At 65.1% G+C, this 24813-nt stretch carries 21 protein-coding genes; 5 read left to right on the forward strand and 16 right to left on the reverse strand.

Annotated features, from left to right (window positions below; genetic code table 11):
• Positions 1-130 precede the first annotated feature (130 nt).
• The 5 genes from JQ507_25055 to JQ507_25075 form a co-directional block, all read right to left on the reverse strand.
• Positions 131-1117, reverse strand: coding sequence for an oxidoreductase (locus JQ507_25055; protein ID QRI68183.1), 987 nt, complete (start codon positions 1115-1117; stop codon positions 131-133).
• Positions 1118-1162: 45 nt separating this feature from the next.
• Positions 1163-2407, reverse strand: a complete 1245-nt coding sequence (locus JQ507_25060; protein ID QRI68184.1) for an MFS transporter — start codon at positions 2405-2407, stop codon at positions 1163-1165.
• Positions 2408-2598: 191 nt separating this feature from the next.
• Positions 2599-4089: a cell wall hydrolase gene (locus tag JQ507_25065; protein QRI68185.1), complete on the reverse strand. Its 1491-nt coding sequence runs from the start codon at positions 4087-4089 to the stop codon at positions 2599-2601.
• A gap of 406 nt (positions 4090-4495) precedes the next feature.
• Positions 4496-7411 (reverse strand): pyruvate, phosphate dikinase, encoded by a 2916-nt coding sequence (locus JQ507_25070; GenBank protein ID QRI68186.1) that lies wholly within the window; start codon positions 7409-7411, stop codon positions 4496-4498.
• A 91-nt stretch (positions 7412-7502) separates the two neighbouring features.
• Positions 7503-7658, reverse strand: a complete 156-nt coding sequence (locus JQ507_25075; GenBank protein QRI68187.1) for a DUF3096 domain-containing protein — start codon at positions 7656-7658, stop codon at positions 7503-7505.
• Positions 7659-7891: 233 nt separating this feature from the next.
• Between JQ507_25075 and JQ507_25080 the strand changes: the two genes are divergently transcribed.
• Positions 7892-8251, forward strand: a complete 360-nt coding sequence (locus JQ507_25080; protein ID QRI68188.1) for a DUF1236 domain-containing protein — start codon at positions 7892-7894, stop codon at positions 8249-8251.
• Between the two features lie 368 nt (positions 8252-8619).
• Here the strand turns inward: JQ507_25080 and JQ507_25085 are convergent, their stop codons facing one another.
• The 8 genes from JQ507_25085 to JQ507_25120 all read right to left on the reverse strand — a co-directional run bounded on the left by JQ507_25085 (position 8620) and on the right by JQ507_25120 (position 16103).
• On the reverse strand, positions 8620-9717 hold the full coding sequence (locus JQ507_25085; GenBank protein ID QRI68189.1) for a hypothetical protein: 1098 nt from the start codon (positions 9715-9717) through the stop codon (positions 8620-8622).
• Between the two features lie 118 nt (positions 9718-9835).
• On the reverse strand, positions 9836-10429 hold the full coding sequence (locus JQ507_25090; GenBank protein ID QRI68190.1) for a class I SAM-dependent methyltransferase: 594 nt from the start codon (positions 10427-10429) through the stop codon (positions 9836-9838).
• A 3-nt stretch (positions 10430-10432) separates the two neighbouring features.
• Complete coding sequence (locus JQ507_25095; protein QRI68191.1) at positions 10433-12529, reverse strand: glycine--tRNA ligase subunit beta; 2097 nt, start codon at positions 12527-12529, stop codon at positions 10433-10435.
• Positions 12529-13464 carry a glycine--tRNA ligase subunit alpha gene (locus JQ507_25100; GenBank protein QRI68192.1) on the reverse strand — a complete coding sequence of 312 codons (936 nt, stop codon included), beginning with the start codon at positions 13462-13464 and terminating at the stop codon, positions 12529-12531. The genes JQ507_25095 and JQ507_25100 overlap by 1 nt, the downstream gene beginning before the upstream one ends.
• A gap of 118 nt (positions 13465-13582) precedes the next feature.
• Entirely contained in the window at positions 13583-13774 is a 192-nt protein-coding gene (locus tag JQ507_25105; GenBank protein ID QRI68193.1) for a hypothetical protein, read from the reverse strand.
• A gap of 114 nt (positions 13775-13888) precedes the next feature.
• The gene (locus JQ507_25110; GenBank protein ID QRI68194.1) at positions 13889-14812 is read right to left on the reverse strand and encodes a S49 family peptidase; all 924 of its coding nucleotides are present in this window, start codon (positions 14810-14812) and stop codon (positions 13889-13891) included.
• A gap of 243 nt (positions 14813-15055) precedes the next feature.
• Entirely contained in the window at positions 15056-15859 is an 804-nt protein-coding gene (locus tag JQ507_25115; GenBank protein QRI73503.1) for a methyltransferase, read from the reverse strand.
• 16 nt (positions 15860-15875) lie between these two features.
• On the reverse strand, positions 15876-16103 hold the full coding sequence (locus JQ507_25120) for a DUF2007 domain-containing protein (protein ID QRI68195.1): 228 nt from the start codon (positions 16101-16103) through the stop codon (positions 15876-15878).
• A gap of 135 nt (positions 16104-16238) precedes the next feature.
• On the opposite strand from JQ507_25120, the gene JQ507_25125 reads away from it, so the two are divergent.
• Entirely contained in the window at positions 16239-17249 is a 1011-nt protein-coding gene (locus JQ507_25125; protein QRI68196.1) for a polyprenyl synthetase family protein, read from the forward strand.
• A 189-nt stretch (positions 17250-17438) separates the two neighbouring features.
• Here the strand turns inward: JQ507_25125 and JQ507_25130 are convergent, their stop codons facing one another.
• Both JQ507_25130 and JQ507_25135 read right to left on the reverse strand, forming a co-directional pair.
• The gene (locus tag JQ507_25130; GenBank protein QRI68197.1) at positions 17439-18752 is read right to left on the reverse strand and encodes a cation:dicarboxylase symporter family transporter; all 1314 of its coding nucleotides are present in this window, start codon (positions 18750-18752) and stop codon (positions 17439-17441) included.
• 65 nt (positions 18753-18817) lie between these two features.
• Positions 18818-20182, reverse strand: a complete 1365-nt coding sequence (locus tag JQ507_25135; GenBank protein ID QRI68198.1) for an adenylosuccinate lyase family protein — start codon at positions 20180-20182, stop codon at positions 18818-18820.
• A 118-nt stretch (positions 20183-20300) separates the two neighbouring features.
• Between JQ507_25135 and JQ507_25140 the strand changes: the two genes are divergently transcribed.
• The gene (locus JQ507_25140) at positions 20301-21035 is read left to right on the forward strand and encodes a GntR family transcriptional regulator (GenBank protein QRI68199.1); all 735 of its coding nucleotides are present in this window, start codon (positions 20301-20303) and stop codon (positions 21033-21035) included.
• A gap of 31 nt (positions 21036-21066) precedes the next feature.
• Here the strand turns inward: JQ507_25140 and JQ507_25145 are convergent, their stop codons facing one another.
• Positions 21067-21906 carry an AraC family transcriptional regulator gene (locus tag JQ507_25145; GenBank protein QRI68200.1) on the reverse strand — a complete coding sequence of 280 codons (840 nt, stop codon included), beginning with the start codon at positions 21904-21906 and terminating at the stop codon, positions 21067-21069.
• Positions 21907-22143: 237 nt separating this feature from the next.
• Between JQ507_25145 and JQ507_25150 the strand changes: the two genes are divergently transcribed.
• Together JQ507_25150 and JQ507_25155 are read left to right on the forward strand one after the other, a co-directional pair.
• Positions 22144-23385 carry an ABC transporter substrate-binding protein gene (locus tag JQ507_25150; protein QRI73504.1) on the forward strand — a complete coding sequence of 414 codons (1242 nt, stop codon included), beginning with the start codon at positions 22144-22146 and terminating at the stop codon, positions 23383-23385.
• Between the two features lie 205 nt (positions 23386-23590).
• A complete protein-coding gene (locus JQ507_25155) occupies positions 23591-24694 on the forward strand; it encodes a mandelate racemase/muconate lactonizing enzyme family protein (protein QRI68201.1) in 1104 nt (367 codons plus the stop codon).
• Positions 24695-24813 lie beyond the last annotated feature (119 nt).

Consider the following 24813-nt stretch of genomic DNA (forward strand, 5'->3'; position numbering starts at 1 on the left):
CCGACGCTTCTCGGCGTCTGCGCGAGGAAACCCGGCCCCCCGGGATCATGCCGCAAGCCTCTTTACCCGCTGCTTACCATACCAACAGTGGCAACATTGGAGCAGCTTGGTTGGTAAAGTCTGAACGTCCTCAGACTATTTTTACCACGATGCGGCCGCGGACCTCGCCGGCGAGGATTTTCGCGCCATAGGGCACGACCTCGTCCAAGGCGATTTCATGTGTGATATCAGCCAGTTTCGCCTTGTCCAGATCGTGGGCCAGGCGCTGCCAGGCGGTCCTCCTGAGCTCGATTGGGCACATCACGGAATCGATACCGAGAAGGCACACACCCCGCAAAATGAAGGGCGCGACCGACGACGGCAGGTCCATGCCGGCCGCCAGGCCGCAGGCCGCGATGGCGCCGCCATACTTTGTCATCGAAAGCAGATTGGCGAGCGTGGTCGATCCGACGCTGTCGACGCCGCCGGCCCAGCGCTCCTTCGCGAGCGGCTTCGGCGCACCTGACAGCTCGGCGCGGTCGATCACCTCGGTGGCGCCGAGCCCCTTGAGATAATCGGCCTCCGACATCCGGCCGGTCGACGCGATGACGTGGTAGCCGAGCTTGGAGAGCACGGCGATCGCGACCGAGCCGACGCCGCCGGCCGCCCCTGTTACCACGATCGGGCCGCTCTTCGGGGTCAGGCCATGCTTCTCCAGCGCCAGCACCGACAGCATCGCGGTATAGCCGGCAGTGCCGACCGCCATCGCATCGCGGGCCGAGATACCGTCAGGCAGCCGGACCAGCCAGTCGCCCTTGACGCGGGCCTTTTCGGCGTAGGCGCCGAGATGGGTCTCGCCCATGCCCCAGCCGTTGCAGAGGACCTTGTCGCCCGCCTTCCAATCGGGATGACTGGATTGCTCGACCGTGCCGGCGAAATCGATGCCGGCGATCATCGGAAAACGGCGCACCACCGGCGCCTTGCCGGTCAGCGCGAGGCCGTCCTTGTAGTTCAGCGTCGACCATTCGACGCGGACGGTGACGTCGCCGTCCATCAATTCCGCGTCGTCGAATTGGGTCAGTGCGGCGGTGGTACCCTTGTCCGCCTTGTCGATCCTGATTGCCTTGAACGTCGCCACGATGAGCACTCCCCGTATCTTGGTTTCGGGGGAGTGTTTAACCCATCAGGCAGGCTGCGCAACCGGGCGTGCGACGGGAGCCTCGACGATCGGCAGGTTGATCAGGGCTGACAGCACGCCGAACAGCACCGACAGCCACCAGATCGGGGTGTAGGAACCGAACTGCTCGAACACGACACCACCGAGCCAGACACCGAGGAAGCCGCCGACCTGATGGCTGACGAAGGCGAAGCCGTAGAGGGTGGAGAACCAGCGGGTGCCGAACATCAGCGCCACCAGCGCCGAGGTTGGGGGCACGCTCGACAGCCACAGCAGCCCGGAGACCGCGCCGAACGCGATGGCCGAGAACGGCGTCACCGGGAAGGAGATGAAGGCGACCGTCGCCAGCGCGCGTGAAAAATAGATCACCGAGAGCAAATAGCGCTTCGGAAAGAAGTTCTGCAGCCAGCCGACGCTGAGCGAGCCGACGATGTTGAACAGGCCGATCGCGGCGACCACCCAACCGCCTGTCGTCGCCGGAATGCCGCGGTCCGCCAGATAGGCGGGCAGATGGATGGTGATGAAGGCGAGCTGAAAGCCGCAGGTGAAGAAGCCGAGCACCAGCAGCACGTAGGAGCGATGGCCGAACGCCTCCGCCAGCGCCGTCCTGAACGATTGCTGATCGGCGGGCGCCACATCCTTCGTCGCCGCAGGCGGCGTCGCGAGCGCGAGCGAGAGCGGCAGGATCAGCAGCATCAGCGCGCTGAACACCACGAGCGCGGTCTGCCAGCCGAAATTGTCGATCAGGGCGACGCCGAACGGCGCAAACAGGAACTGGCCGAACGAGCCTGCGGCGGTGCCGGCGCCCAGCGCGATGCCGCGCTTTTCCGGCGGCAACAGCTTGCTGAACGCTGCCAGCACCAGATTAAACGACGAGCCCGACAGGCCGAAACCGATCAGCACGCCGGCGCTGATGTCGAGCGACAATGAGCTGGTCGAGTAGCGCATCAGCAGCAGGCCGGCGGCGTACAGCAGCGCACCGACGATCATGACGCGCAGCAGCCCGAAGCGGTCGGCAATGGCGCCTGCGATCGGCTGGCCGAGGCCCCACAGCAGGTTCTGCAGCGCGATGGCAAGGCCGAACACGTCGCGGCCCCAGGCAAACTCGCGGCCCATCGGCTGCACGAAGAAGCCAAGGCTGGAGCGCGGTCCGAAGCTCAGCAGCGCGATCGCACAGCCGCACACGATGATCACAAGCGGCGTGCGCCAGGTGCCGGACGCCGGTCGGAGATCTCCTGCCGTAACAGCCATGTCGTCTTCCCCCGGATCTGCCGCCCGGGGAACCGGCCCCGCCGAACGTTACCAGGAGTTAATGCATATGCATGAAAACCCCAAGAGGGGCGGGAGAAAAATATTCGCCTGCAAGGCTGCCCTGCAGAATCCGAGAGGATGACGAGCGTCATTCCGGGGCACATCGCACCCGGAACAGGAAGCCGACCGCGCTACCGCTTGGCGCTGGCCTGCTCGGCCGAGCTCCGGGCGGCCTCGGCGAGCTGCGCCGATATCTTGGCGGTCTCGGCAGCGCTGCCCCAGCTCGGCGCATCGCTGCCGTCGCCCCAGGCGCGCGGGCGATAGAAGGTGTGGACGCCGAACTTGTACGTCTTCTTCATTTCGCTGACCCAGGACGGCCGCACCCAATAGGCGTGGTAGTGGGTCGAGCGGTCGACTTCCGGCAGCCACAATTTGCCGTCGAGCATCGCCTTCGCGATCTTCTTCGCACGGTCCCACATGTCGGGCTCGCGGACGACATCAGGGATGTTGTCGCAGGCGAAGGTGAACTGACAGGCGTAGTGACGGTTCTTGTTCTGGTAGACCACGCCGCACACCGTCTCCGGATATTTGCCGGAGAAGGCGCGGTTCAGCACCACCTGCGCGACCGCGATCTGGCCGCGCACCGCTTCGCCGCGCGCCTCGAAGTAGACGGCTTCCGACAGGCACTTCTCCGACTTGGCGCGCGACTTCGTGTCGAACAGGCCGAGCCGTTCCGCCGGCGTCTTGGTGTGCTGGTCGTCGACGTTGACCTCGCCCTTCGGTGCGATGCTCTCGCCCATCTCGCCGGCCTTGACCGGACCGTCGGCATCGACCGGCAGTGACGCCATCACCTTCATGTCGGGATCGGGCTGAGCGGCCGGCTGCACGACGACCGGCGCCTCACCGGGTTGCCAGCGCTCGAGATTTTCCGGCGTGCCGAGCGACGAGCCGAAGAACAGGCTGGCGGTCTTGAATGCAAACGGGTCGCGCTCGTGCGCCGCATCGGCAGGCGCCGCCGCAGGTTTCCCAGGCGCAGGCTTCAGGTCGTCGAGCGGGTTGGCCTCGAGCGACATCGACACGTCGGATTGCTGCGGCGACGGCTTGGCATATTGCGGCAGCGGCGGCGCGCGCAGCGCCTCCTGCAATTCCGGATCGAGCGGTGCGTTGTCGGCAAGTGCGCCGCCGCTCGTCGCAGCCGCGGTCTTCATGCCCCTGACCGACGAATTCGATGTCGCGGGATCCTCGTTCGAAGGAGCCGCGCTTGCAGGCTCCGCGGGTTCGACCTGATCCGGCCGCCTGACGACGAGACGATCGCCCTTCAAGGTGCGATCGACCTTGGGAAAATCGGATGCCTGATAGCGCGGCGGCGGCGTGGTGATCGGATTGCGAGTGACAGCGCCGGTGACGTCGGCGCTGGAGTCCAGCCTCGCGAGCAGGATTTGCGGGTCCTGCGGCGCGGAGGTTCCGATCGGACGGCCGAAGCTGTAGGTCGCGACCTGGATGGAGCCGACCGCGGACGCGAAGACGCGCTTCTGCCAGCGCTCGGCAACGCCGGGCTGCCGGGCCAGGAGCGAGGCAATATCCTGATATCCGATCTCGGTCGGCATCAGTGCGAAGATGCAAAGACCGAGACCGAAGAGCGCGAGACGGGCGCCCTTCGGCTGGTTACGCGACACAAACATCGTACGCTCACGCAACGCTTACTGAGTGCAATCGAACGCGGTACATCCGCGCAATTCGACCTTTTCCGTTGCTAATCTGTTTAGGTTGCCGCGGAGTTAATCGGCGTTGCAAGCGCGCTACACTCAAGCGATCGCGTGCGCAGCGCGCGCCGTATCACTCGCATTGGTAAATGCGCGGCGCATGAAAGTCGTAAACAACGGATCAACGGAGATGGTGAACGAGACGTTACCCGTCCCTCAGCCGTCATTGCGAGGAGCGGCAGCGACGAAGAAATCCATTCTTTCCGCACAACCGGCACGATGGATTGCTTCGCTCCGCTCGCAATGACGGTGGCTATTGAGGGCGCTAAACAAAGAGGCCGGGACGTGGTCCCGGCCTCTGCATTATCTGAACCCGATCGATCGCTCACGCCTGGCTGGCGATCTCCTTGCCGAGCGCGGCCTGCGCGGCGGCGAGGCGCGCGATCGGCACGCGATAGGGCGAGCACGAGACGTAGTCGAGCCCGACCTCGTGGCAGAACGCGACCGAGGCGGGATCGCCGCCGTGCTCGCCGCAGATCCCGACCTTGAGGCTCGGCCGGGTCTTGCGGCCACGCGTGACGCCGATCTTGACCAGCTCGCCGACACCGTCGCGATCGACCGAGATGAACGGATCGATCGCGAGAATGCCCTTGGCGACATAGGTGCCGAGGAAGCTCGCGGCGTCGTCGCGGCTGATGCCGTAGGTGGTCTGCGTCAGGTCGTTGGTGCCGAACGAGAAGAACTCCGCGGTCTCGGCCACCTGGCCGGCCATCAGGCAGGCGCGCGGCAGCTCGATCATGGTGCCGACCTGGTAGGTCAGCTTGACGCCGGTTTCCTTCATCACCGCACCTGCGGTGGCATCGATCCGCGCCTTGACCAGATCGAACTCGGCCTTGGTCGCGATCAGCGGCACCATCACCTCGAGGCCGACCGGCTTGCCGGTGCGCTTGCCGGCCTCGACGGCCGCCTCGAAGATCGCGCGCGCCTGCATCTCCGCAATCTCCGGATAGGCGATCGCGAGACGGCAGCCGCGGAAGCCGAGCATCGGGTTGAACTCGGACAGTTCGCGGGCGCGGTCGGCGAGCTTGCGCGGATCGGTGTTCATGGCGCGCGCCACTTCCTCGATCTCGGCCTGGGTATGCGGCAGGAACTCGTGCAGCGGCGGGTCGAGCAAGCGGATCGTGACCGGCAGGCCCTTCATGATCTCGAACAGCTCGACGAAGTCGGCGCGCTGCATCGGCAACAGCTTCGACAGCGCGGCGCGGCGCGACTGCTCGTCCTCGGAGAGGATCATCTCGCGCACGGTGCGGATACGGGTCTCCTCGAAGAACATGTGCTCGGTGCGGCAGAGGCCGATGCCTTCGGCGCCGAACTTCACCGCGGTGCGCGCGTCATCGGGCGTGTCGCCGTTGACGCGGACGCCGAGCTTGCGGACCTCGTCGGCCCAACCCATCAACGTGCCGAACTCGCCGGACAGTTCCGGCTCGATCATCGGCATGCGGCCGGCCAGCACCTGGCCGACCGAGCCGTCGATGGTGATGACATCGCCGGTCTTGAAGGTGCGCGAACCGATGCTCATGGTGCCGCGGCCGTAGTCGACACGGATGGTGCCGCAGCCGGAGACGCAGGGCTTGCCCATGCCGCGCGCGACCACCGCCGCGTGCGAGGTCATGCCGCCGCGGGTGGTGAGGATGCCTTCCGCGGCGTGCATGCCGTGGATGTCTTCCGGGCTGGTCTCGATGCGGACCAAAATCACCTTACGCCCGTCGGCCTGCAGCTTGGCGGCTTCATCCGACGAGAACACGATCTCGCCCGAGGCCGCACCGGGCGATGCCGGCAGGCCGGTCGCGATCACGTCGCGCTTGGCGGCGGGATCGATGGTCGGGTGCAGCAGCTGGTCGAGCGAAGCGGGATCGATCCGCGTCACCGCGTCCTTGCGCGAGATCAGGCCCTCATTGGCGAGCTCGACCGCGATGCGCAGCGCAGCCTTGGCGGTACGCTTGCCGCCGCGGGTCTGCAGCATCCACAGCTTGCCCTGCTCGACCGTGAACTCCATGTCCTGCATGTCGCGGTAGTGCTTCTCGAGCAGCGTGTAGATCCGCGTCAGCTCCTTGAACGCGTGCGGCATCGCGGCTTCCATCGACAGCTTGTCGGAGCCGCTCTCCTGACGCGCCTCTTCGGTGATGTCCTGCGGCGTGCGGATGCCGGCGACGACGTCCTCGCCCTGGGCGTTGATCAGGAACTCGCCGTAGAGCTTGCTCTCGCCGGTCGACGGGTTGCGCGTGAACGCAACGCCGGTCGCCGAGGTCTCGCCCATGTTGCCGAACACCATCGCCTGCACGTTGACCGCGGTGCCCCACGACTCCGGAATGTCGTGCAGCTTGCGATAGGTCACCGCGCGGGCGTTCATCCAGGATGAGAACACGGCGCCGATCGCGCCCCACAGCTGGTCGTGCGGATCCTGCGGGAACTCGTGGCCGGTCTCCTTGGCCACCGCCTCCTTGTACTTGCCGACCAGCTCGACCCAGTCGTCGCCGGTGAGGTCGGTGTCGAGCGAATAGCCCTGGCCGTCCTTGAAGGTGTCGAGGATATCCTCGAAATGATGATGCTCGAAGCCGAGCACCACGTCCGAATACATCGTGATGAAACGGCGGTAGCTGTCATAGGCGAAGCGGCGGTCGCCGGAGAGTTCGGCGAGCGCTTCGACAGTGCGGTCGTTGAGGCCGAGATTGAGCACGGTGTCCATCATGCCCGGCATCGAGGCGCGCGCCCCCGAGCGCACCGAGACCAGCAGCGGGTTCTTGGCGTCGCCGAAGGTCTTGCCGGTCAGCTTGCCGACATAGTCGAGCGCCTTCTCAACCTGTGCTTTCAATTCCTTCGGATACGTCTTGTCGTGATCGTAGAAGTAGGTGCAGACCGAGGTCGGTATGGTGAAACCGGGAGGCACCGGGAGGCCGAGATTGGCCATTTCCGCCAGGTTGGCGCCCTTGCCGCCGAGCAAGTCGCGCAGGGTCGCCTGGCCCTCGGCTTTGCCGTCGCCGAACGTATAGACCCACTTGCCGGCCTTGATCGCAACCGGGGCAGCCTTCTTCGGCGCAGCCACCGCCTTCGCCGGCGCCTTGCTGGCGGGCTTTGCGGCCGGTTTGGCGGCGGCTTTCGGCGCCGCCTTCAGAGCGCTCTTCTTCAGCGCCTTGCGCGCCGGCGCGGCCTTGCGGGCGGCGGCCGAGGGCTTTGATTTCGCTGCTGTTTTGTCAGCAGTTTTCGCAGCAGGTTTCTTGGACTTCGCGACGGCTTTGGCCATGTCAGACAACAATCCGGAAGGAGGGGTCGAAGATGCGCGCCTTACACCATTTTGGGGGGTTCCGCGCAAGCCGCGAAACCCCGCTTTCCCGCTACAGGTGCAGCCAGCGCAGCAGGCCCATCCCCACGAGCCCGACGAAGATCAGGTAGATCGCGACGATATAGTTGAGGAGCCGCGGCATGATCAGGATCAGGACGCCTGCAGCCAGAGCGACGATAGCAGGCAGATGCCCAGCAGTGATGGTCATTGAAGTTTTCTCCGGCAGTTTTTGGAGGTGCGAATCGAGCGGCAGTTTATCCGCCGAGGAGGTTCCCCACATCAAGACGTCTGGCATAGCAACAGGTTCCCGCAACTCACGAAAATTGCCCCAAATTGCCGCGTATGTGGCGGCGACTTTTCCGGAACATCACCACGTCAGCTGCATTGGCTCGCCATGCGCATCGGCGAAGGCCGGCGCGCCGCAAGAGAATGGAGCGAGCCATGCGAAACAGGATACTTGCCGTTGCAGCGGTCGCTGCTGCGATCACGGTGCCGGCTGTTGCCGCACAGGCCCAGACCGTTGGCGTTGTCCGCGGAGGCCCGCCGGTTGCAGTCGAGGATGACGAAGGCATTGCGATCGAGCAGCGCCCGGCATTCCGCGAATACATCGTGCGCGAGCGCGTACCGAACTACACCGTTACGGATCGGGTCGTGGTCGGCACCGTGCTGCCGGACGCCGGCGTGACCTATTACGACGTGCCGCAACGGTTCGGCGCGACGCCCTATCGCTACACCGTCGTGAATGGTGAGACCGTTCTGGTCGAGCCGCGCTCGCGACGGATCGTTCAGGTGGTCGAGTAGGCCTGCGTCAACTCGGTAGCCTGAACGACAGTCCGGTCGGTAGCCTGAACGACAGTCCGGGCGCCGCGCAAGCGGATGTGCGCGCAGATCGACCGGACCAGAAAGCCCCGCCCGGCCTTCCCCACCGGGCGGGGCTTTTCCGTCGTGTTGCGATGAACTCTGGAAGCGTGATGGGTGAGCTGGATCAACGGCGGAGGTTCAGCTCTCCTTTGGGAGAGGTCGGCGCGTAGCGCCGGGTGAAGGGTTGCGGTGCCTCGTTAGAGCAGCGGCCCCTCACCCGATTTGCTTCGCAAATCGACCTCTCCCCACGGGGAGAGGTGAAGCAAGTGCGTGGTCGAACCAATTCGATCCAACTCATCTTCCTCGGCTTACGATTTCAGGATCGAGAGCAGCGTCGAGGTCGACTTGTAGCTCTTGACCGCGGCGTCCTGGAAATCCTTCGTCCAGTTGGCCGCCTGCCGCTCCTCTGCACTCATCGAGGAATATTTCTTGAGGATGCCGAGTGAGAACTGGCGCGGATCGCCGGCCGACTGGCTCTGCTTCAGCGCGTCGAGCACGGCAAGACGGGTCCGCGTGTTGAGTTCCTGCTTGGCCGCGAAGATCTCCTCGCCGGAAAACTTCTTGTCCTGGTTCAGCGAGATCGCCGACAGCGAGCGGTTGTCCAGCGAGGACAAATCGGCAAGCTGTCCGGTCTTGCGCCTGGGATCGTAGACCAGCTCCTTGCCGCTCTTCGCCGCCTCGCTCTTCTGCCGGTCGAGGAAGGCGCGCACGTCGCTCGCCACGCTGGAGAAGTCGCGCGCATTGCCGGTCGTGGGCGGGGCGGTCCCGGCCAGCGCGGCGGCGATCGGATCGCCCGTGATCCCACTTGGCGCCTTGTTGGGATCCTGCTGCGTCGCCTGATAGCCTTTCAGCACCGCAGCGCGTTGGCTGGCCCAGGTCGCGGTGGCCTTCTCCTCGTCGCTGGCGCCATCGAGATAGTCGAGCGCCGCCTTGTAGCTGACGCTGTAGTCGCCGGTCAGGCGCGTGGTCGCAAGCGACGGCGCCAGGGCCTTGTCGAAGCGCTGCTTCAGTTCGGTCGCGGCGACCGCCTGCTCGTCCGGCGTGAACTTGCCGCCATTGTTGGTCGAAATCGCAAACAGCGAGCGGCGGTCCAGCGTCGAGAGATCGATCGTGGTCTTGCCGTCGACGATCGGCTTCTTCACCCCCGCGACCGTATAGAGCCGATCGAGCGTCGTGCGCGCATCGCTGGTGACGGTCGCGAAATCCGGCAGCGCCTTGGCGAGCCGCGCGCGGGCGGCGTCCGACAGCGTGAGGTTGGTTGCAGCCCCCGAAGTCAGGGAGGCCGAAAGATCGCCGGCGGTGCCGTCACCCGACAGGGTCGCCGCCAGCGAGGGTGTCGCGGCGGCCCGCGCATAGGCCGAGCCATATTGGGCGTAGGGATTGGGCGAGGTGCCGATCGAGGTCATCGGGGAGGTCCCTGCATTGGCGCGAGGGGCGACTTCTTAAGAAATCGTTGATCCGCCAGGACCTTCGCAGGGCATGGTTAACAAATTGCAAATTGTGTCGAAATATTTCCAAAGATGGCTAGTTGCGCTTCCGGGCAATGACGCGGTGAATGACCTTTCCGGAGGACGCGCTGACGACCTCTGTATCGAGCAGCAGTTCAGCCGCCGCCAGTTCAGTGCGCACCAGCGCCGCATCGAAGGCGGCATAGAGCCGCCCATGCGCATCGCGCGCGTCGTCGCCTTCTGTAACACGCCAGCTCAGATAGAGCACGCCGCCGGGCTTCACGAGTTCGAGCATGCGGCGGACCGACGGCGCGATCAGCGCGTGGTCGAGGTGCATGATCACGGTCTCGCACAGCACATTGTCGAAGCTACAGGCCGCGATGCCGGAAAGCTCCGGCAGTTCGGCACGCGCAAAGCGCAGCGCCGGATAGCGGGCGCGAGCTTCCGCAAGCAGGCCCTCGGAGGCATCAAAGCCCTCCGCCGGAAAGCCGTTGGCATTCAGCCACGCCACCTCGCGGCCGCTGCCGCAGCCGATATCGGCGGTCGCGCCGCCCTTGATGAAGAATTGCCCGACGATCTCCTGCAGATCGCGAGGGGCCGGCTGGTCGTGCCAGTCCTGCGCAAACGCCGCCGCCTCCTTGTCGTAAGCGGCGAGCGTTGCGCGATCCATCGGTCAGCCCTCGATCCTGGAGAAATCCGCCACCGCGCGCGTCGCGGCACGGATCTCGTTGAGCAGCTTCAGACGGTTTTCGCGCACCTTCGGATCGTCATCGTTGACCTTGACCTTGTCGAAGAACGCATCGACCGCAGGCCGCAGCTTCGCCATCGCGCTCATCGCGGCGGCGAAGTCTTCCTTGGCGACCGCGGCGGAGGCCTCGGCCTTCACCTGATCGATCGCTTTCGCGAGCGCCTTCTCTTCATCCAGCTTGTAGAGCGCAGCGTCCGGCGCACCGTCGAACGTGCGCTTGTCCTTCTTCTCCTCGATGCTGAGGATGTTGCTGGCGCGCTTGGTGCCGGCGAGCAGGTTCTTGCCGTCGTCACTGTCGAGGAATTTGCCGAGCGCTTCCACGCGGCGAACGACGAGCAGCAGATCGTCCTGACCGCCAAGCGAGAACACGGCATCGACGAGATCATGCCGCGCGCCCTGGTCGCGGAGCTGGACCTTCAGGCGGTCGGCGAAGAAAGCGAGCAGATCGTTCGGCAACGTCTCGGCATCGGCCTCGACCGACAGTCCGCGCAAGGCCGATTTGGCCGTCTTCAGGATCGGCAGGCGCAACGTGTTCTCGACGATCAGCCTGATTGCGCCCAGCGCCGCGCGGCGCAACGCGTACGGATCCTTCGATCCCGTCGGCTTCTCATCGATTGCCCAGAATCCAGCCAGCGTGTCGAACTTGTCCGCCAGCGCCACTGCAATGCTCACCGGATCGGTCGGCACGCGATCGGTCGGCCCCTGCGGCTTCCAGTGCTCCTCGCTCGCGGCGGCAACGGACGCATCCTCACCCTGCGCCAGCGCGTAGTATTTGCCCATCAGGCCCTGAAGCTCGGGGAATTCGCCGACCACTTCGGTCAGCAAATCCGCCTTGGCGAGACGCGCGGCGCGTTTTGTCTTCTCGACATCGGCGCCGACCAGCGGCGCGATCTCGGCTGCCAACGCCTCGATGCGCTTGATGCGCTCCGCCTGCGTCCCGAGCTTCTCGTGGAACACGATCTGCTCGAATTTCGGCAGCCGGTCCTCGAGTTTCGTCTTCAGATCAGTCTCGTAGAAGAACTTCGCATCCGACAGCCGCGGGCGGATCACGCGCTCATTGCCGGCGACGATGGTCTTGCCGCCGTCGGGCGCCTCGATGTTGGCGGTCAGCACGAACTTGTTGGTCAGCTTCCCCGTCTTGGGATCCCTGACCACGAAGCACTTCTGGTTGTTGCGGATGGTGGCGCGGATCACTTCGTCCGGGATGACCAAGAATTCCTTCTCGAACGATCCCATCATCACAACGGGCCATTCGACGAGACCGGAGACCTCATCGACCAGCACCTGGTCCTCGACCAGTTCGAGGCCCTGCGCGAACGCCAGCTCCTTGGCGTCCTCGACGATGATGTCCTTGCGCGCCTGCGGATCGAGGATGACTTTGGCGGCCTTCAGCTTGGCCTCGTAGTCCTCGAAGCGGCGCACCGGGATCGCACCCGGCGCCATGAAGCGATGGCCGTAGGTGGTCTGCCCGGCCTCGATGCCGTCGACCGAGAATTTCACGACATCGGGCTCCTCGGTCTCCAGACCGAAGGTCGCAATGATCGAATGCAGCGGCCGGACCCAGGACAGCGAGCCTGACTTGGCGGAGCGCGCGCCCCAGCGCATCGATTTCGGCCAGGGGAAGGTGCGGATGATCACCGGCAGGATTTCGGCGATGACGTCGATCGCGGCACGGCCCGGCTTCTCGATCAGCGCGATGTAGAAGTCGCCCTTCGCATCTTTCTGGATCTTTGCTTCATCCAGCGACTTCAGACCGGTCGCTTTCAGAAAGCCCTGCACCGCCCCATCGGGGGCGCCGATCTTCGGGCCGCGACGCTCAGACTTCAGGTCCGGCTGGCGCGCGGGAATCCCGTGCACGGTCAGCGCCAGGCGACGCGGGGTGGCGAATGCCTTGGCGCCCTCATAGACGAGGCCTTCGGCGACGAGCTTGTCGGTCACCATGCGGCGCAGATCGTCGGCCGCCTTGGCCTGCATGCGCGCGGGAATTTCTTCGGAGAACAGTTCGAGGAGAAGATCGGGCATCAGACCGCCCTGCCCGTTTCAGTGTGGATCCAAGCTTCGCCGCAGGCCTTCGCCAGGTCGCGCACACGCCCGATATAGCTCTGCCGCTCGGTCACCGAGATGACGCCGCGGGCGTCGAGCAGGTTGAACACGTGGCTCGCCTTGATGCACTGGTCGTAGGCCGGCAAGGCCATCAGATGTTCCTTTTGATTGCCACCGTCACGCCAGCCGGCGGCGAGATATTTGCGGCAGGCCTCTTCCGCCATCCTGAACTGCTCGAACAGCATCGCGGTGTCGGCGTATTCGAAATTGTGCCGCGAATATTCCTGCTCGGCCTGCAGGAAGACGTCGCCATAGGTGACCTTCTCGGCGCCTTCGCGGCCGTTGAAGTTGAGGTCGTAGACGCGGTCGACGCCCTGCACATACATCGCGAGCCGCTCGAGCCCGTAGGTGAGTTCGCCCGCGACCGGCGCACATTCGACGCCGGCGACCTGCTGGAAGTAAGTGAACTGCGAAACTTCCATGCCGTCGCACCAGCACTCCCAGCCGAGGCCCCAGGCGCCCAGCGTCGGGCTCTCCCAATCGTCCTCGACGAAGCGGATGTCGTGGATCGCCGAATCGATCCCGATCGCGGCCAGCGACTTCAGGTACAGCTCCTGAAGGTTCGGCGGCGACGGCTTCATGATCACCTGGAACTGGTAGTAGTGCTGCATCCGGTTGGGATTCTCGCCGTAGCGGCCGTCCTTCGGCCGCCGCGAGGGCTGCACATAGGCCGCGTTCCAGGGTTTTGGGCCCAGCGCGCGCAAGGTGGTCGCGGGATGGAAGGTGCCGGCGCCCATCTCCATGTCGTAGGGCTGCAGGATGACGCAACCCTGCTCGGCCCAGAACCGCTGGAGGGCCAGGATGAAGCCCTGGAACGAACGTTCCGGGCGCATGTGGTCAGGCAGGGCGTCCATCGTTGGAATCGATCTCGCGAGGGGGTGTGAAAACGCGCGGGACCGTATCGGCGGCGGCCAATGGAATCAAGGCGATGCCGGAAAATCCGGCACCGCCAATCTGCGGAATTTGAAGCTGCTAGCCCGGGCGATACGCCCCGGTCACGGGGTCGCGGCGCAGGGTCTTGATTTCGCTCGCACGCGAGGCCTCGGCCACGCGGGACAATCGCGCCTCTTCCAGTTCCTGGTTGATCCGGACGGCCGTCTTGTATGCCCAGCGGACCACGGCCAGGCCACCCAGGACGCCTGCGAATGCAATCAGCGGCGGCATCGGTCGATCCTTGTCGTTCACGTCTGTCAGGCCCCAATACCCTCATTGTCGCGCAAGGCGGCCTGCGCCGCAATCGCGGTTTTGGGGCTAAATGGCGCGCTCAAATCCGCGTGTTCAGAGCCCGAATCTGGCCCAAATCGCCCGCGTCTCGACCGCCGAGATCAGGTCGTCCGGCAAACTCGCGAAGCCGTCCAGCGCCGCCAGCGAGCCCGCCCCGGGCGCCCGCCGGCCGAGCAGGCCGGACAGCATGCCGCTGGCGGGTGCGATCACCGGGGTCAGCACCTTCTCGCCATAGCGGGCCCGCAAGGTCGCGCGGAGATCGCCAATGCCGTCGGCAAGCCCGAGCCCAACCGCGGTCTCGCCCGCCCAGTACTCGCCGGTGAACAGCTCGTCGTCGGGCCCCTTCAGGCGGCTGCCGCGGCTCTGCTTCACCAGGTTGATGAAGGTCGCATGGATCTCGCGCTGGATCGTCTTCAGCCGGGCGACGTCGTCGGGGTTTTCGGGCAGGAACGGATCGAGCATCGCCTTGTGGCTGCCGGCCGTATACAGCCGCCGCTCGACCCCGATCTTCTTGATCGCCTCCTGGAAGCCGAAGCTGCCGCCGACCACGCCGATCGAGCCGAGGATCGAGGACGGATCGCAATAGATCTCGTCGCCCGCGCAGGCGATCATGTAGCCGCCGGAGGCCGCGACGTCCTCGGCGAACACCAGCACCGGCAGTTTCTTCTCGGCTGCCAGTTGGCGGATGCGCAGATAGATCTGGCGCGACTGCACCGGCGAGCCGCCCGGCGAATTGATCACCAGCGCCACCGCCTTGGCATTCCGCGTACCAAAGGCGCGCTCCAGCATCTTGGCGACGCCGGCGAGCGTCATGCCGGGCCGCAGCGGCGTCACCGCGCCTATCACGCCCGACAGCCGCACCACCGGCACCACGGCCGTGCCGCGCCGGAAACGTGCGGGCAACATTCCTTGCACGCGTTCGAGCAGTCCCGAACGTCCGCCGGAATGGCCGCGGCGATCACTTATTTGTTCACTCATGCCGTTACCTCGAATTAACCACTTTTTATCACGCCACTGTCATTGGTTTCCGTGGAACGCGTTTTGCATTTTGTCATTGGGGAAGCAACGCGCGGGCGGAGAGGAATTCATGAAGATCTATCTGCTGATTGTGCTGATCGGTACGCTCCTGACGGCGATCCGGTTCACATCGACGCCGGAACGCCAGTCGGAAACGGCTTCGCAGTGATTTAGTGCCAGTGACGCGGGCAGTACCGCGGCCCGTCAGCGCCGCGCCAGCGGCAATTCTCCCTTTCCAGCCAAGATCTCCTGCACCCATTTGTTGGGCACGCCTGCCCCATCATTGAGCAACAGCGCGGCATGCAGCCGCGTCGGCGCCCGGCCGCCCTTGGTGGCCCGCACCAGGATTCGGATCGCCGGCGACGTCGCGTCAGCATGAACCGGCAGCAGCTCGAGGCTGCCGAAGCCGCGGTCCAGCGCCGCCAGCACGTCGGCAATCCCGTCCGCGCGCCAGATCATCGCAAGCTGCCCGTTCGACCTGAGAAGTCGCCGCGCGGCATGAACCCAGTTCGCCAGCGTGGTCGCGGTCGCGACGTGGGCACGCTCGCGTACGCCGTCCGGCGAGGCGCGGTGCCGGGAGGGATCGTTGAACGGCGGGTTCATCAGCACGACATCCGCGCTGTCGGGCGCAAGGCCGGCCGCGGCAAAGGCCGGCGCGTCCGCTTCGACATCGAGGATGACCACCTCGGCCATAATCGCGTTGGCACCGGCATTATTCCGGGCAAGCTCGGCCATTGCCGGGTCGATCTCGACCAGGACGAGGTCGATCCCCCTCACCCGCCGTGCCACCGCGAGCCCTGCCGCGCCGACGCCGGCGCCGAGATCGACGACGCGGTCACCTGACCGGGCCGGGGTTGCTGCGGCGAGCAGGATCGCGTCATGGCCGGCACGGTGACCGCCTTTCGGCTGCCGCAGGCGCAACTGCCCACCGAGGAATCCGTCTTCGGTGATCTCGGCGGCCGGAAACTCCTTCTTTGACGCGTTTTCTTTACGCGAACCGGGGTCCATCTCGCTTGGAAACGCTCTAATCATCGGCCCGCAATTCGTGGCCGAGGCCGGCATCGGTCAGCAGCTGGCGGGCCTCGTGGTTGTCGTCCTCATGCACCAGGATCCGCCGCGGCAGCACGCCGAGCGAGCCCTCGATGATGCTCATGTTCTGGTCCAGCACCAGATGATGGATGTTAGCGCTGTCGAGCAGCGCCCCGATGGCGGAGACCAGCACCACGTCATTGGTCCGTACCAATTCCCGCAAAACCCACTCTCCTATCGGCCCGGTTGTGCGGCCAATGCGTCACATGTCAACAACTTCGTGGCCTTGCCGCAAACCTTCGCAGTTTCTATTGTTATAGCTGAGCATAGTGCGAATTCGGCAAAATTGGAGACCAGCGTGGCGGTTATTGTACCCTTCGAAAGCCCGTCCAATGCTTCGATCGACGGGCTGGTGGGACTTGTCGCCGCCGACATGGAGCGCGTCAACGCGACTATCATTTCGCGAACCGGCTCCGAGGTCACCATGATCCCCGAGGTCGCCAACCATTTGATCTCCTCCGGGGGCAAGCGGTTGCGCCCGATGCTGACGCTCGCGATGGCCCAGCTCTCGGACTACACCGGCGACGGCCATATCAAGCTCGCCGCCGCGGTCGAGTTCATGCACACCGCGACCCTGCTGCACGACGACGTGGTCGACGAAAGCGAGCTGCGCCGCGGCAAATTGTCCGCGCGGATGCTGTGGGGCAATGAGGCCAGCGTGCTGGTCGGCGACTTCCTGCTCGGCCAGGCGTTCCGCATGATGGTCGAGGTCGGCTCGCTGCGCGCGCTCGACATCCTCTCGGCCGCCGCCGCCACCATCGCCGAGGGCGAGGTGATGCAGCTCGCCGCCGCCAAGAACACCGCGACCACCGAGGACGAATATCTCGCCGTGATCCGAGGCAAGACCGCGGAGCTGTTCGCGGCCGCCTGCGAGGTCGGTCCGGTGATCGCCAACCGGCCGAAGGCGGAGCAGACCGCCTGCCGCTCGGTCGGCATGAATCTCGGCATCGCCTTCCAGCTCGTCGACGACGTGCTCGACTATGGCGGCAAATCCGCAAAACTCGGCAAGAATGTCGGCGACGATTTCCGCGAGGGCAAGATCACGCTGCCGGTGGTGCTCGCGTTCCGCCGCGGCAACGACACCGAGCGCCAGTTCTGGATCCGCGCGCTGGAGCGCGGCGAGATCGGCGCGAGCGATCTCGACCACGCGATCGGGCTGATGACCAAGCACCGCGCCCTCGAGGACACGATCAGCCGCGCCCAGCACTATGGCGCGATGGCGGTCGACGCGCTGGCGCTATTCCCGCCCTCGCCGATGAAGACCGCGCTGGAACAGGTCGTCGCGTTCTGCCTGGCAAGATCGCACTGACCGCGGCACATCAACGGTGTCGTCCCGGCGAAGGCCGGGACCCATAGCCACAGGGTTGAGTTGTCGAAGAAGGCTGCGGCCCCAGCGTCGCGCGACAATGAGTATTGGTGGTTATGGGTCCCGGCCTTCGCCGGGAGGACGGCGAGTCCATGGCACCGTCAGGCAACTCAGTCGCAACGCCGCGCCCGCTCAAGCCACGTCGACCTTCATGCGCAACACCCGTTGCGACACGGCCTCGTCGAACTCGCCGCAGAGCTTGGCGGTGACGACGGTCGCGACCGCGTTGCCGATGACATTGGTGGTCGCAACCGCAATCGACATGAAGCGATAGACGCCGAACAGCACCGCCAGTCCTTCGAGCGGCAGCACTCCGGTTGCAGTGACCGTTGCCGCGAACACGACGAATGTGCCGCCGGAGACCGTCGCCGCGCCCTTCGAGGTGATGAGCATCAGCGCGAGGATGCCGAGCTGCTGGCTGAAGTCGAGCGGCACGTTGTAGGCGTTGGCGAGGAACAGGACGCCCATGGACATATAGATCGACGTTCCGTCGAGATTGAACGCATAGCCGGTCGGCAACACAAGACCGGCACATTGCCGCGAGCAACCGAGCTGCGGCAGCTTTTCCAGCAGCCGCGGCAGCACGCTTTCCGACGACGCCGTGCCCAGCACGATGAATATCTCGTCCCGGATGTAGCGCAGGAAACGGAACAGGTTGATCCCGAACAGCGCGCAAACCGTTCCCAGCACCGCGACAATGAACAGCGCCACCACGGCATAGAAACTGAGCACGAGGTAGATCAGGGACAACAGCACTGCCGTTCCGCTCGATCCCACCGCGAATGCGACGGCGCCGAAGGTTCCGATCGGCGCGAACGACATGATGATGTGAATGAACTCGAACAGCACCTCGGACATGCGGTTCAGCCCGGCTTCTATCGGCTGGCGCTTGTCCGATCTCAGGCGCAGCAGCGCCGCGCCAAAGATGATGGCGATGGCGAGGACTTGCAGCAATTCGCCGCGGGTGAACGCGCCGAGGAAATTGTCGGGGAAGATGTTGAGGATGAAATCCAGCGCGCCTTGCGGCTTTCCCGGAGCCGCCGGCGGCTTCACGCCGGCGCCGGCCGTCGCGGTCGCGATGCCCTTGCCGACGCCCAAAAGATTGCCGGCAACGAGTCCGAACGCGAGCGCAATCGTCGATACGATCTCGAAATAGATCATCGCAACCAGGCCGACCTTGCCGACCCGCTTGAAGTCTCCGGCCGACACGATTCCGGCTGCAACGCACAGGAACACCAGCGGCGCCACCGCGGTCTTGATCAGACGAAGGAAGATGTCGCCGAGTATCTCGAGTTCGATCGCCAGAGACGGGAACAGGAAGCCGACGGCCGCGCCGAGGATCATGGCGATGATCACCTGAAAGCCGAGGTTCCTCCAAAGCGGTTGCTTCGAAATCGGCGCAGGCGTCGACGTTTGGAGCCCGAGCGAGGCGGCGGCCGTAGACATGGATTTCCTCCGAATGCGCGTTGGTCGCGTCTATTGATGAACGGGCGATGCCGGACTGGCGCGCGTCAGCGCGCCGCGCTGGCCAGCACGCGGTCGACCATCTCGGGCGCAAGGCCGAGATAGTTGCGGGGCGATGTGAGCCGCTCGATCGTCGCCCGATCGATGCGCGAGGAGATTCTCGGATCGGCCGAAAGCGCGTCGGCGAGCGATATGTTCTGCTCGTTGGCGCGACGGCAGGCGTCGTAGACGACGTCGTGGGCGTCCTGGCGCCCGAGCTGCGGCGCAAGGCCCATCATCACGGCTTCCGCCACGATGAGACCGCGGCTGATGTCGAGATTCGTCGCCATCCGCGCTTCATCGACGATCAGGCCCCCGAGCGCGAACTTGGCCTGGTGCAAGGCGCCGGCCGTCAGGACGAAGCTTTCGGGGATCGCCATCCATTCGGCATGCCACGGTCCGGTCGCGCGCTCGAAGTCCTGGATCGTGGCATCGAGCATCAGGCCGGCATGCTGGCGCACGCCCTTGGCCGCCGCCAGCATGAGCTCCGACGAGATCGGATTGCGCTTCTGCGGCATGGTGGAGGACGCACCGCGGCCCTTCACAAACGGCTCGTAGACTTCGGCGAATTCGGTCGAGGTCATCATCATGATGTCGAGGGCGATCTTGCCGAGCGAGCCGGTCACGAGGCCGAGGAAGTTCACGGCTTCCGCGAGGGCGTCGCGCGCCACGTGCCAGGTCGAAACCGGCACCCCCAGCCCGAGTTCTTCGCAGAGCGCCTGCTGGACATCGAGGCCTCGGCTGCCAAGCGAGGCCAGCGTCCCGGCGGCGCCGGCGAATTGGCCGACCAGCACGCGTGGCCGCAGTTGCGCGAGCCGTTCGGCGTGGCGATCGAACATCGCAAGCCAGATCGCGCATTTGTAGCCGAACGTGACCGGCAGGGCCTGTTGCAGGTGGGTGCGGCCGGCCATCGTCGTGTCGCGATGCCGCTTGGACAGACCTGCGAGAATCCTGCGCAGCTCCGCGATGTCCTGCTCGATGATGTCAAGGCCGTCGCGCACCTGGAGGATCACGGCGCTGTCCATGATGTCCTGCGTGGTCGCGCCCCAGTGCACGTAGCGGCCGGCGTCGCCGCATTGCTTTGCCATCTGATGCACGAGCGGCAGGATCGGATAGCCGACGATGTCGGTTTCCTGGCGCAGCAGATCGAAATCGAGCGCCGCAACGTCGGTCCGCTCAGCGATCTCGTCGGCCGCCTCGGAGGGAATGACGCCACACCGCGCCTCCGCCTTCGCGAGCGCGATCTCGACCTCGGCGTAGCGGGAAATCAGCGCGTAGTCCGAGAAGATCTCGCGCATGCGCGGCGTACCGAATGCGTCACGAAACAGGATCGAGTCGAGAACAGTCGTGGCGGTCGGAATGGCGGCGTGCATGAGGGCCTCCCAAAGGCTTTTTTATGTCCGGACATAATCTTGTATTTTATGTCCGGACATAATGTCAAGGGCGTGCTACCCTCGGACCGTCGGATTCGGACTGGGGGAACGTTCCAGGATGGCTGAGACCCGCTACGCGCAGGTGGCGCGCGATCTCGCAGAAGGCATTGGAAACGGGCGGTTTCCCGTGGGCTCGGTGCTGCCGAAGGAGCTCGAACTGTGCGAGCAATACGGCGCGAGTCGTCACACCGTGCGGGCTGCGATCCGGGAGTTGCAGGACCTCGGTCTGGTGTCGCGCAAGAAGAAGGCAGGGACCAGGGTCGAGGCGGCGTCGCCGTCGCGCGGCTACCACCAATCGCTCGCCTCGGTCGAGGACCTCGTCCAGTTCGGCATCGAACACACCCGCGTCGTCCAGGAGATCAAGGATATCGTTGCCGACAAGGCTTTGGCGCGCGACCTCGGTTGCGCGGCCGGCAGCAAATGGCTCCGCATCTCCAGCCTGCGCATGAGCGCGTCATCCGGGTCGACGCCGATCGGCTGGACCGACGTGTATGTCGATCCTGCCTATGCCGAGCTGCGCGACATCGTACGCGACCACCCGCACGCACTGATCAGCGATTTGATCGAGCAGCGATATGGCCGGCGCATCGCCGAAATCCGCCAGGACGTGCAGGCCGTCCAGCTGAACCCGGCCTCGGCGAAGGCGCTGGGAGAGAATTCAGGCGCCGCGGCGCTGCGTATCCTCCGGCGCTATCTGGATCAGGCGGGCGACACCGTCGAAATATCCGTGACCGTCCATCCGGCGGACCGGTTCACATTCTCGATGCGGCTGCGCCGCGATCGCTCGAGGTGAACGCGGAGCTTCTCGCCAGACGAGGCCGACACTACTCCTTCACCGGCACCCAGATCTCGAGCCCGCCGACGCCGGTCGATGCATCGAACCTCTCGTCGTAGCGCTCGAAGTTCGGCGCGTCCGCGACCTTCATGCCGGATTGCGGCAGCCAGCGATTCCAGATCGTGTTGACGGTGCGGCGGATGGTCGAGATGTGGTCGGCGTGGGTGAACACCACGTATTTCTGCGCCGGGATCCGGACCCGCGCGAACTCGCGCGGCAGATCGGAGAAATCGGCGACCTCGACGCCCGCGATGTAGTCGAAATTGCCGGCATCGTCGCCGTTGCAGCAGACCCCGTAGGCGCCATGGCCGACCTGGCGCGGAATATGCGCGCATTGCTGGTGGAAGCCGCTCCACTGGTTCGGAATGCCGGCCGTGCTGTCATTGGCGTGGTTGTAGCGCTCGCCGACGCCAGCGACGAGAAAGGCCTTGCCGGTCGCGATGCGCGGCGGATCGAGGTGATCGAGGGCGGTCGAGATCATGGTGATCGGCTCCTGGAGCTTGAGCGTCGTCAGGCACGTCGTCGCGCGCACCGTCTCCGGGGTGACGCCGAAATGGTCGCGAAACGCGCGGGTGAATGCTTCGTGGGAGCCGTAATCCGCATCCAGCGCCAGCGTGAGAATGTCGGGCGCACCGGCCGCAAGCTCGCGCGCGGCCTCGCTGAGGCGGCGCGCCCGCACGTAGCGCATCACCGAGAACCCGGTCGCTTCCGCGAACGCCCGCACCAGATGGAAGCGCGAGACCCCGGCGACGGCAGCGATGTCGTCGAGCGTCAGCGACCTGTTGAGATGGCCTTCGATGTACCAGAGTGCCTTCTGGGCTGGATTCATGGACGACGGCTTTCCTGAAAAGCTCGGGCATCATGCACGGCCGCCGCGCGCGGCGTTTGACAGTCCTTGCTGCGCGGCGGCGAAGCCGAGATTTCGCTCTGCGAAATTCTACCGCAAAGCCGTCACTGGCAACAGCGTTGCAATCGTGCATACTCGCAGTTGCATCGATCCGACGGCTCATCAAGCTGCCCGAAAATCAAGACTGCACGAGCCGCGGCCAGCATGTCAGGGAGGACAATGATGCACCACCACCGCTTGAGCTATGCCAACTGCGTCAAATCTGCAGTGCTTGCGGGGCTTTTGACGATCGCCGTCGCAAGCGCCGCCAACGCACAAAAGAAATACGATCCGGGCGCAACCGACACCGAGATCAAGGTCGGCAACATCATGCCCTATTCGGGCCCGGCGTCGGCCTACGCCACCATCGGCAAGACCGAGGCGGCCTATTTCAACAAGCTCAACAGCGAGGGCGGCATCAACGGCCGCAAGGTCAATTTCATCTCCTACGACGACGCCTACTCGCCGCCGAAGATGGTCGAGCAGGCCCGCAAGCTGGTCGAGAGCGACGAGGTGCTCCTGATCTTCAATCCGCTAGGCACGCCGGGCAACACCGCGATCCAGAAATACATGAACGCCAAGAAGGTGCCGCAGCTGTTCGTCTCCACCGGCGCCGCCAAGTGGAACGATCCGAAGAATTTTCCGTGGACCATGGGCTGGCAGCCGAGCTACCAGGTCGAAGCGCGCATCTATGCCAAATACATCCTGCAGAAATATCCCGGCAAGACCATCGGCGTGCTGTATCAGAACGATGATTTCGGCAAGGACTATCTGATCGGCCTGCACGACGGGCTGGGCGACCAGGCCAAGAAGCTGATCATCGTCGAATCCTCCTACGAGACCTCGTCGCCGACGGTAGATTCGCAGATCGTGCAGATCAAGGGCGCCAACCCCGACATCTTCGTCAACATCGCGACGCCGAAATTCGCGGCACAGGCGATCAAGAAGGCTGCCGAGCTGGACTGGCATCCGGTGCACTTCCTCACCAACGTCTCGGTGTCGATCGGCGGCGTGATGAAGCCGGCCGGCTACGAGGCGAGCCAGGACATCCTGTCGACCCAGTATCTGAAGGATCCCGCGGATCACGAGTGGAAGAGCGATCCGGCCATGAACGAGTGGCGCGCCTTCATGACCAAGTGGTATCCGGAGGGCGACCAGAACGACGCCTCGACCGTGTTCGGCTACGGCGTCGCCAAGGGGCTGGAGCAGGTGCTGCGGCAATGCGGCGACAACCTCACCCGCGAGAACCTGATGAAACAGGCGGCGAGCCTCAACTTCGAGATCGGCATCTACCTGCCCGGCACCAGGATCAAGACCGGACCGGACGACTACGCACCGATCGAGCAGTTGCAGATGATGCGCTTCAAGGGCGAGAGCTGGGAGCGGTTCGGCCCGATCATGAGCGGCGAGAAGAGCTCATAAGGACTTTCCGCCACCACTTTGAGCTTCATGATGCCCGGCAACGCGCCGGGCATCCACGTCTTCGACACGATTCACGCGCAAGATTTTTCGCAGGCAGGATTTGCGATGGCCGGCACCCGGGCGATCAACCCGGCGCCGTAGCGATGCTGAAGTGTCCGGCCACCGCGACCCGAAGGCACATCCTGCGATCGGAAGGACAACAACAATGAAAATCACCGACGTCCGCGCCCACCATATCCGCATTCCCTACGACGCCGGCCCCGCGAGCTTCCGCCAGGGCGCTTCCGCCATCTCGGCGCTCGACATGGTGCTGGTCGAGGTCTCGACCGATGCCGGCCTGACCGGCTGGGGCGATGCATTCGCCTATGTCTGCCCGAAGACGAGCTGCACCGCGGTCGCCGAGATGATCGCGCCGCAGGCACGCGGCCTCGAGGTGCCCGATGCCGCCGGGATTCCCGCCGCGATGGAGCAGATCCAGCGCAATCTGCATCTTTTCGGCCGCTACGGCATCACGATGTTTGCGATCTCGGCGCTCGACATCGCGCTGTGGGATCTCGCCGGCAAGGTGAAGGGCGTGCCGCTGCATCAGCTGATCGGCGGCGCGAAGCGCAGTACGATTCCAGCCTATGCGAGCCTGATGCGGATCGGCAATCCGGCGCAGATCGCCGCCGAATGCAAGAAGGCGATCAAGCTTGGCTATGCCGCGATCAAGCTGCACGAGACCACGGTGCCTGCGGTCTCTGCCGCGCGCGAGGCGATCGGCCCCGGCGTGCCGCTGATGGTCGACATGAACTGCCCGCTGGACGGGCCGGCGGCAATTCAATTCGCGCGCGACTGCAAGCAGGCCGCGCCGATGTTCCTGGAGGAGCCGGTCTGGCCGCCTGAGGATTTCGCGACGCTCGCCGAGGTGCGCAGGGAGGGCCGGCTCGATATCGCGGCCGGCGAGAACGCCTGCACCGTGCATCAATTCCGGCAGATGATGACCGCGGGCGCGGTCAGCCACGCGCAGCCGTCGGTGATCAAGGTCGGCGGCGTCACCGAATTCCTGCGGGTCGCCGTGCTGGCCGACGAGTTCGGCGTCCAGGTGATTCCGCACTCGCCCTATTTCGGGCCGGGCTTCCTCGCCACGCTGCATCTGATGGCGATCCGCGACGCCGGGCTGATCGAGGTGTTCTTCATGAAGCGCCCCGCCTGCCTGTGGGGCGAGCGGATCGCCGTCGACGCCCACGGCCATGTCGCCGTGCCGCAGGGCCCCGGGCTCGGCTACGAGCCGGATCGCGACGTGATGGAGAAATATCGGGTGGCGTGAGAGCGCCGCGACGGCGGTGTGCCCCCTCTTCCGCTTGCGGGGGAGGGCTGGGGTGGGGGCTCTCTTCACGAGTCATTCCGTGGAGAGAGCCCCCACCCGTATCGCATCTAACGATGCGA

Origin of the sequence: Bradyrhizobium sp. PSBB068, assembly GCA_016839165.1 — a bacterium.
GTDB lineage: Bacteria > Pseudomonadota > Alphaproteobacteria > Rhizobiales > Xanthobacteraceae > Bradyrhizobium.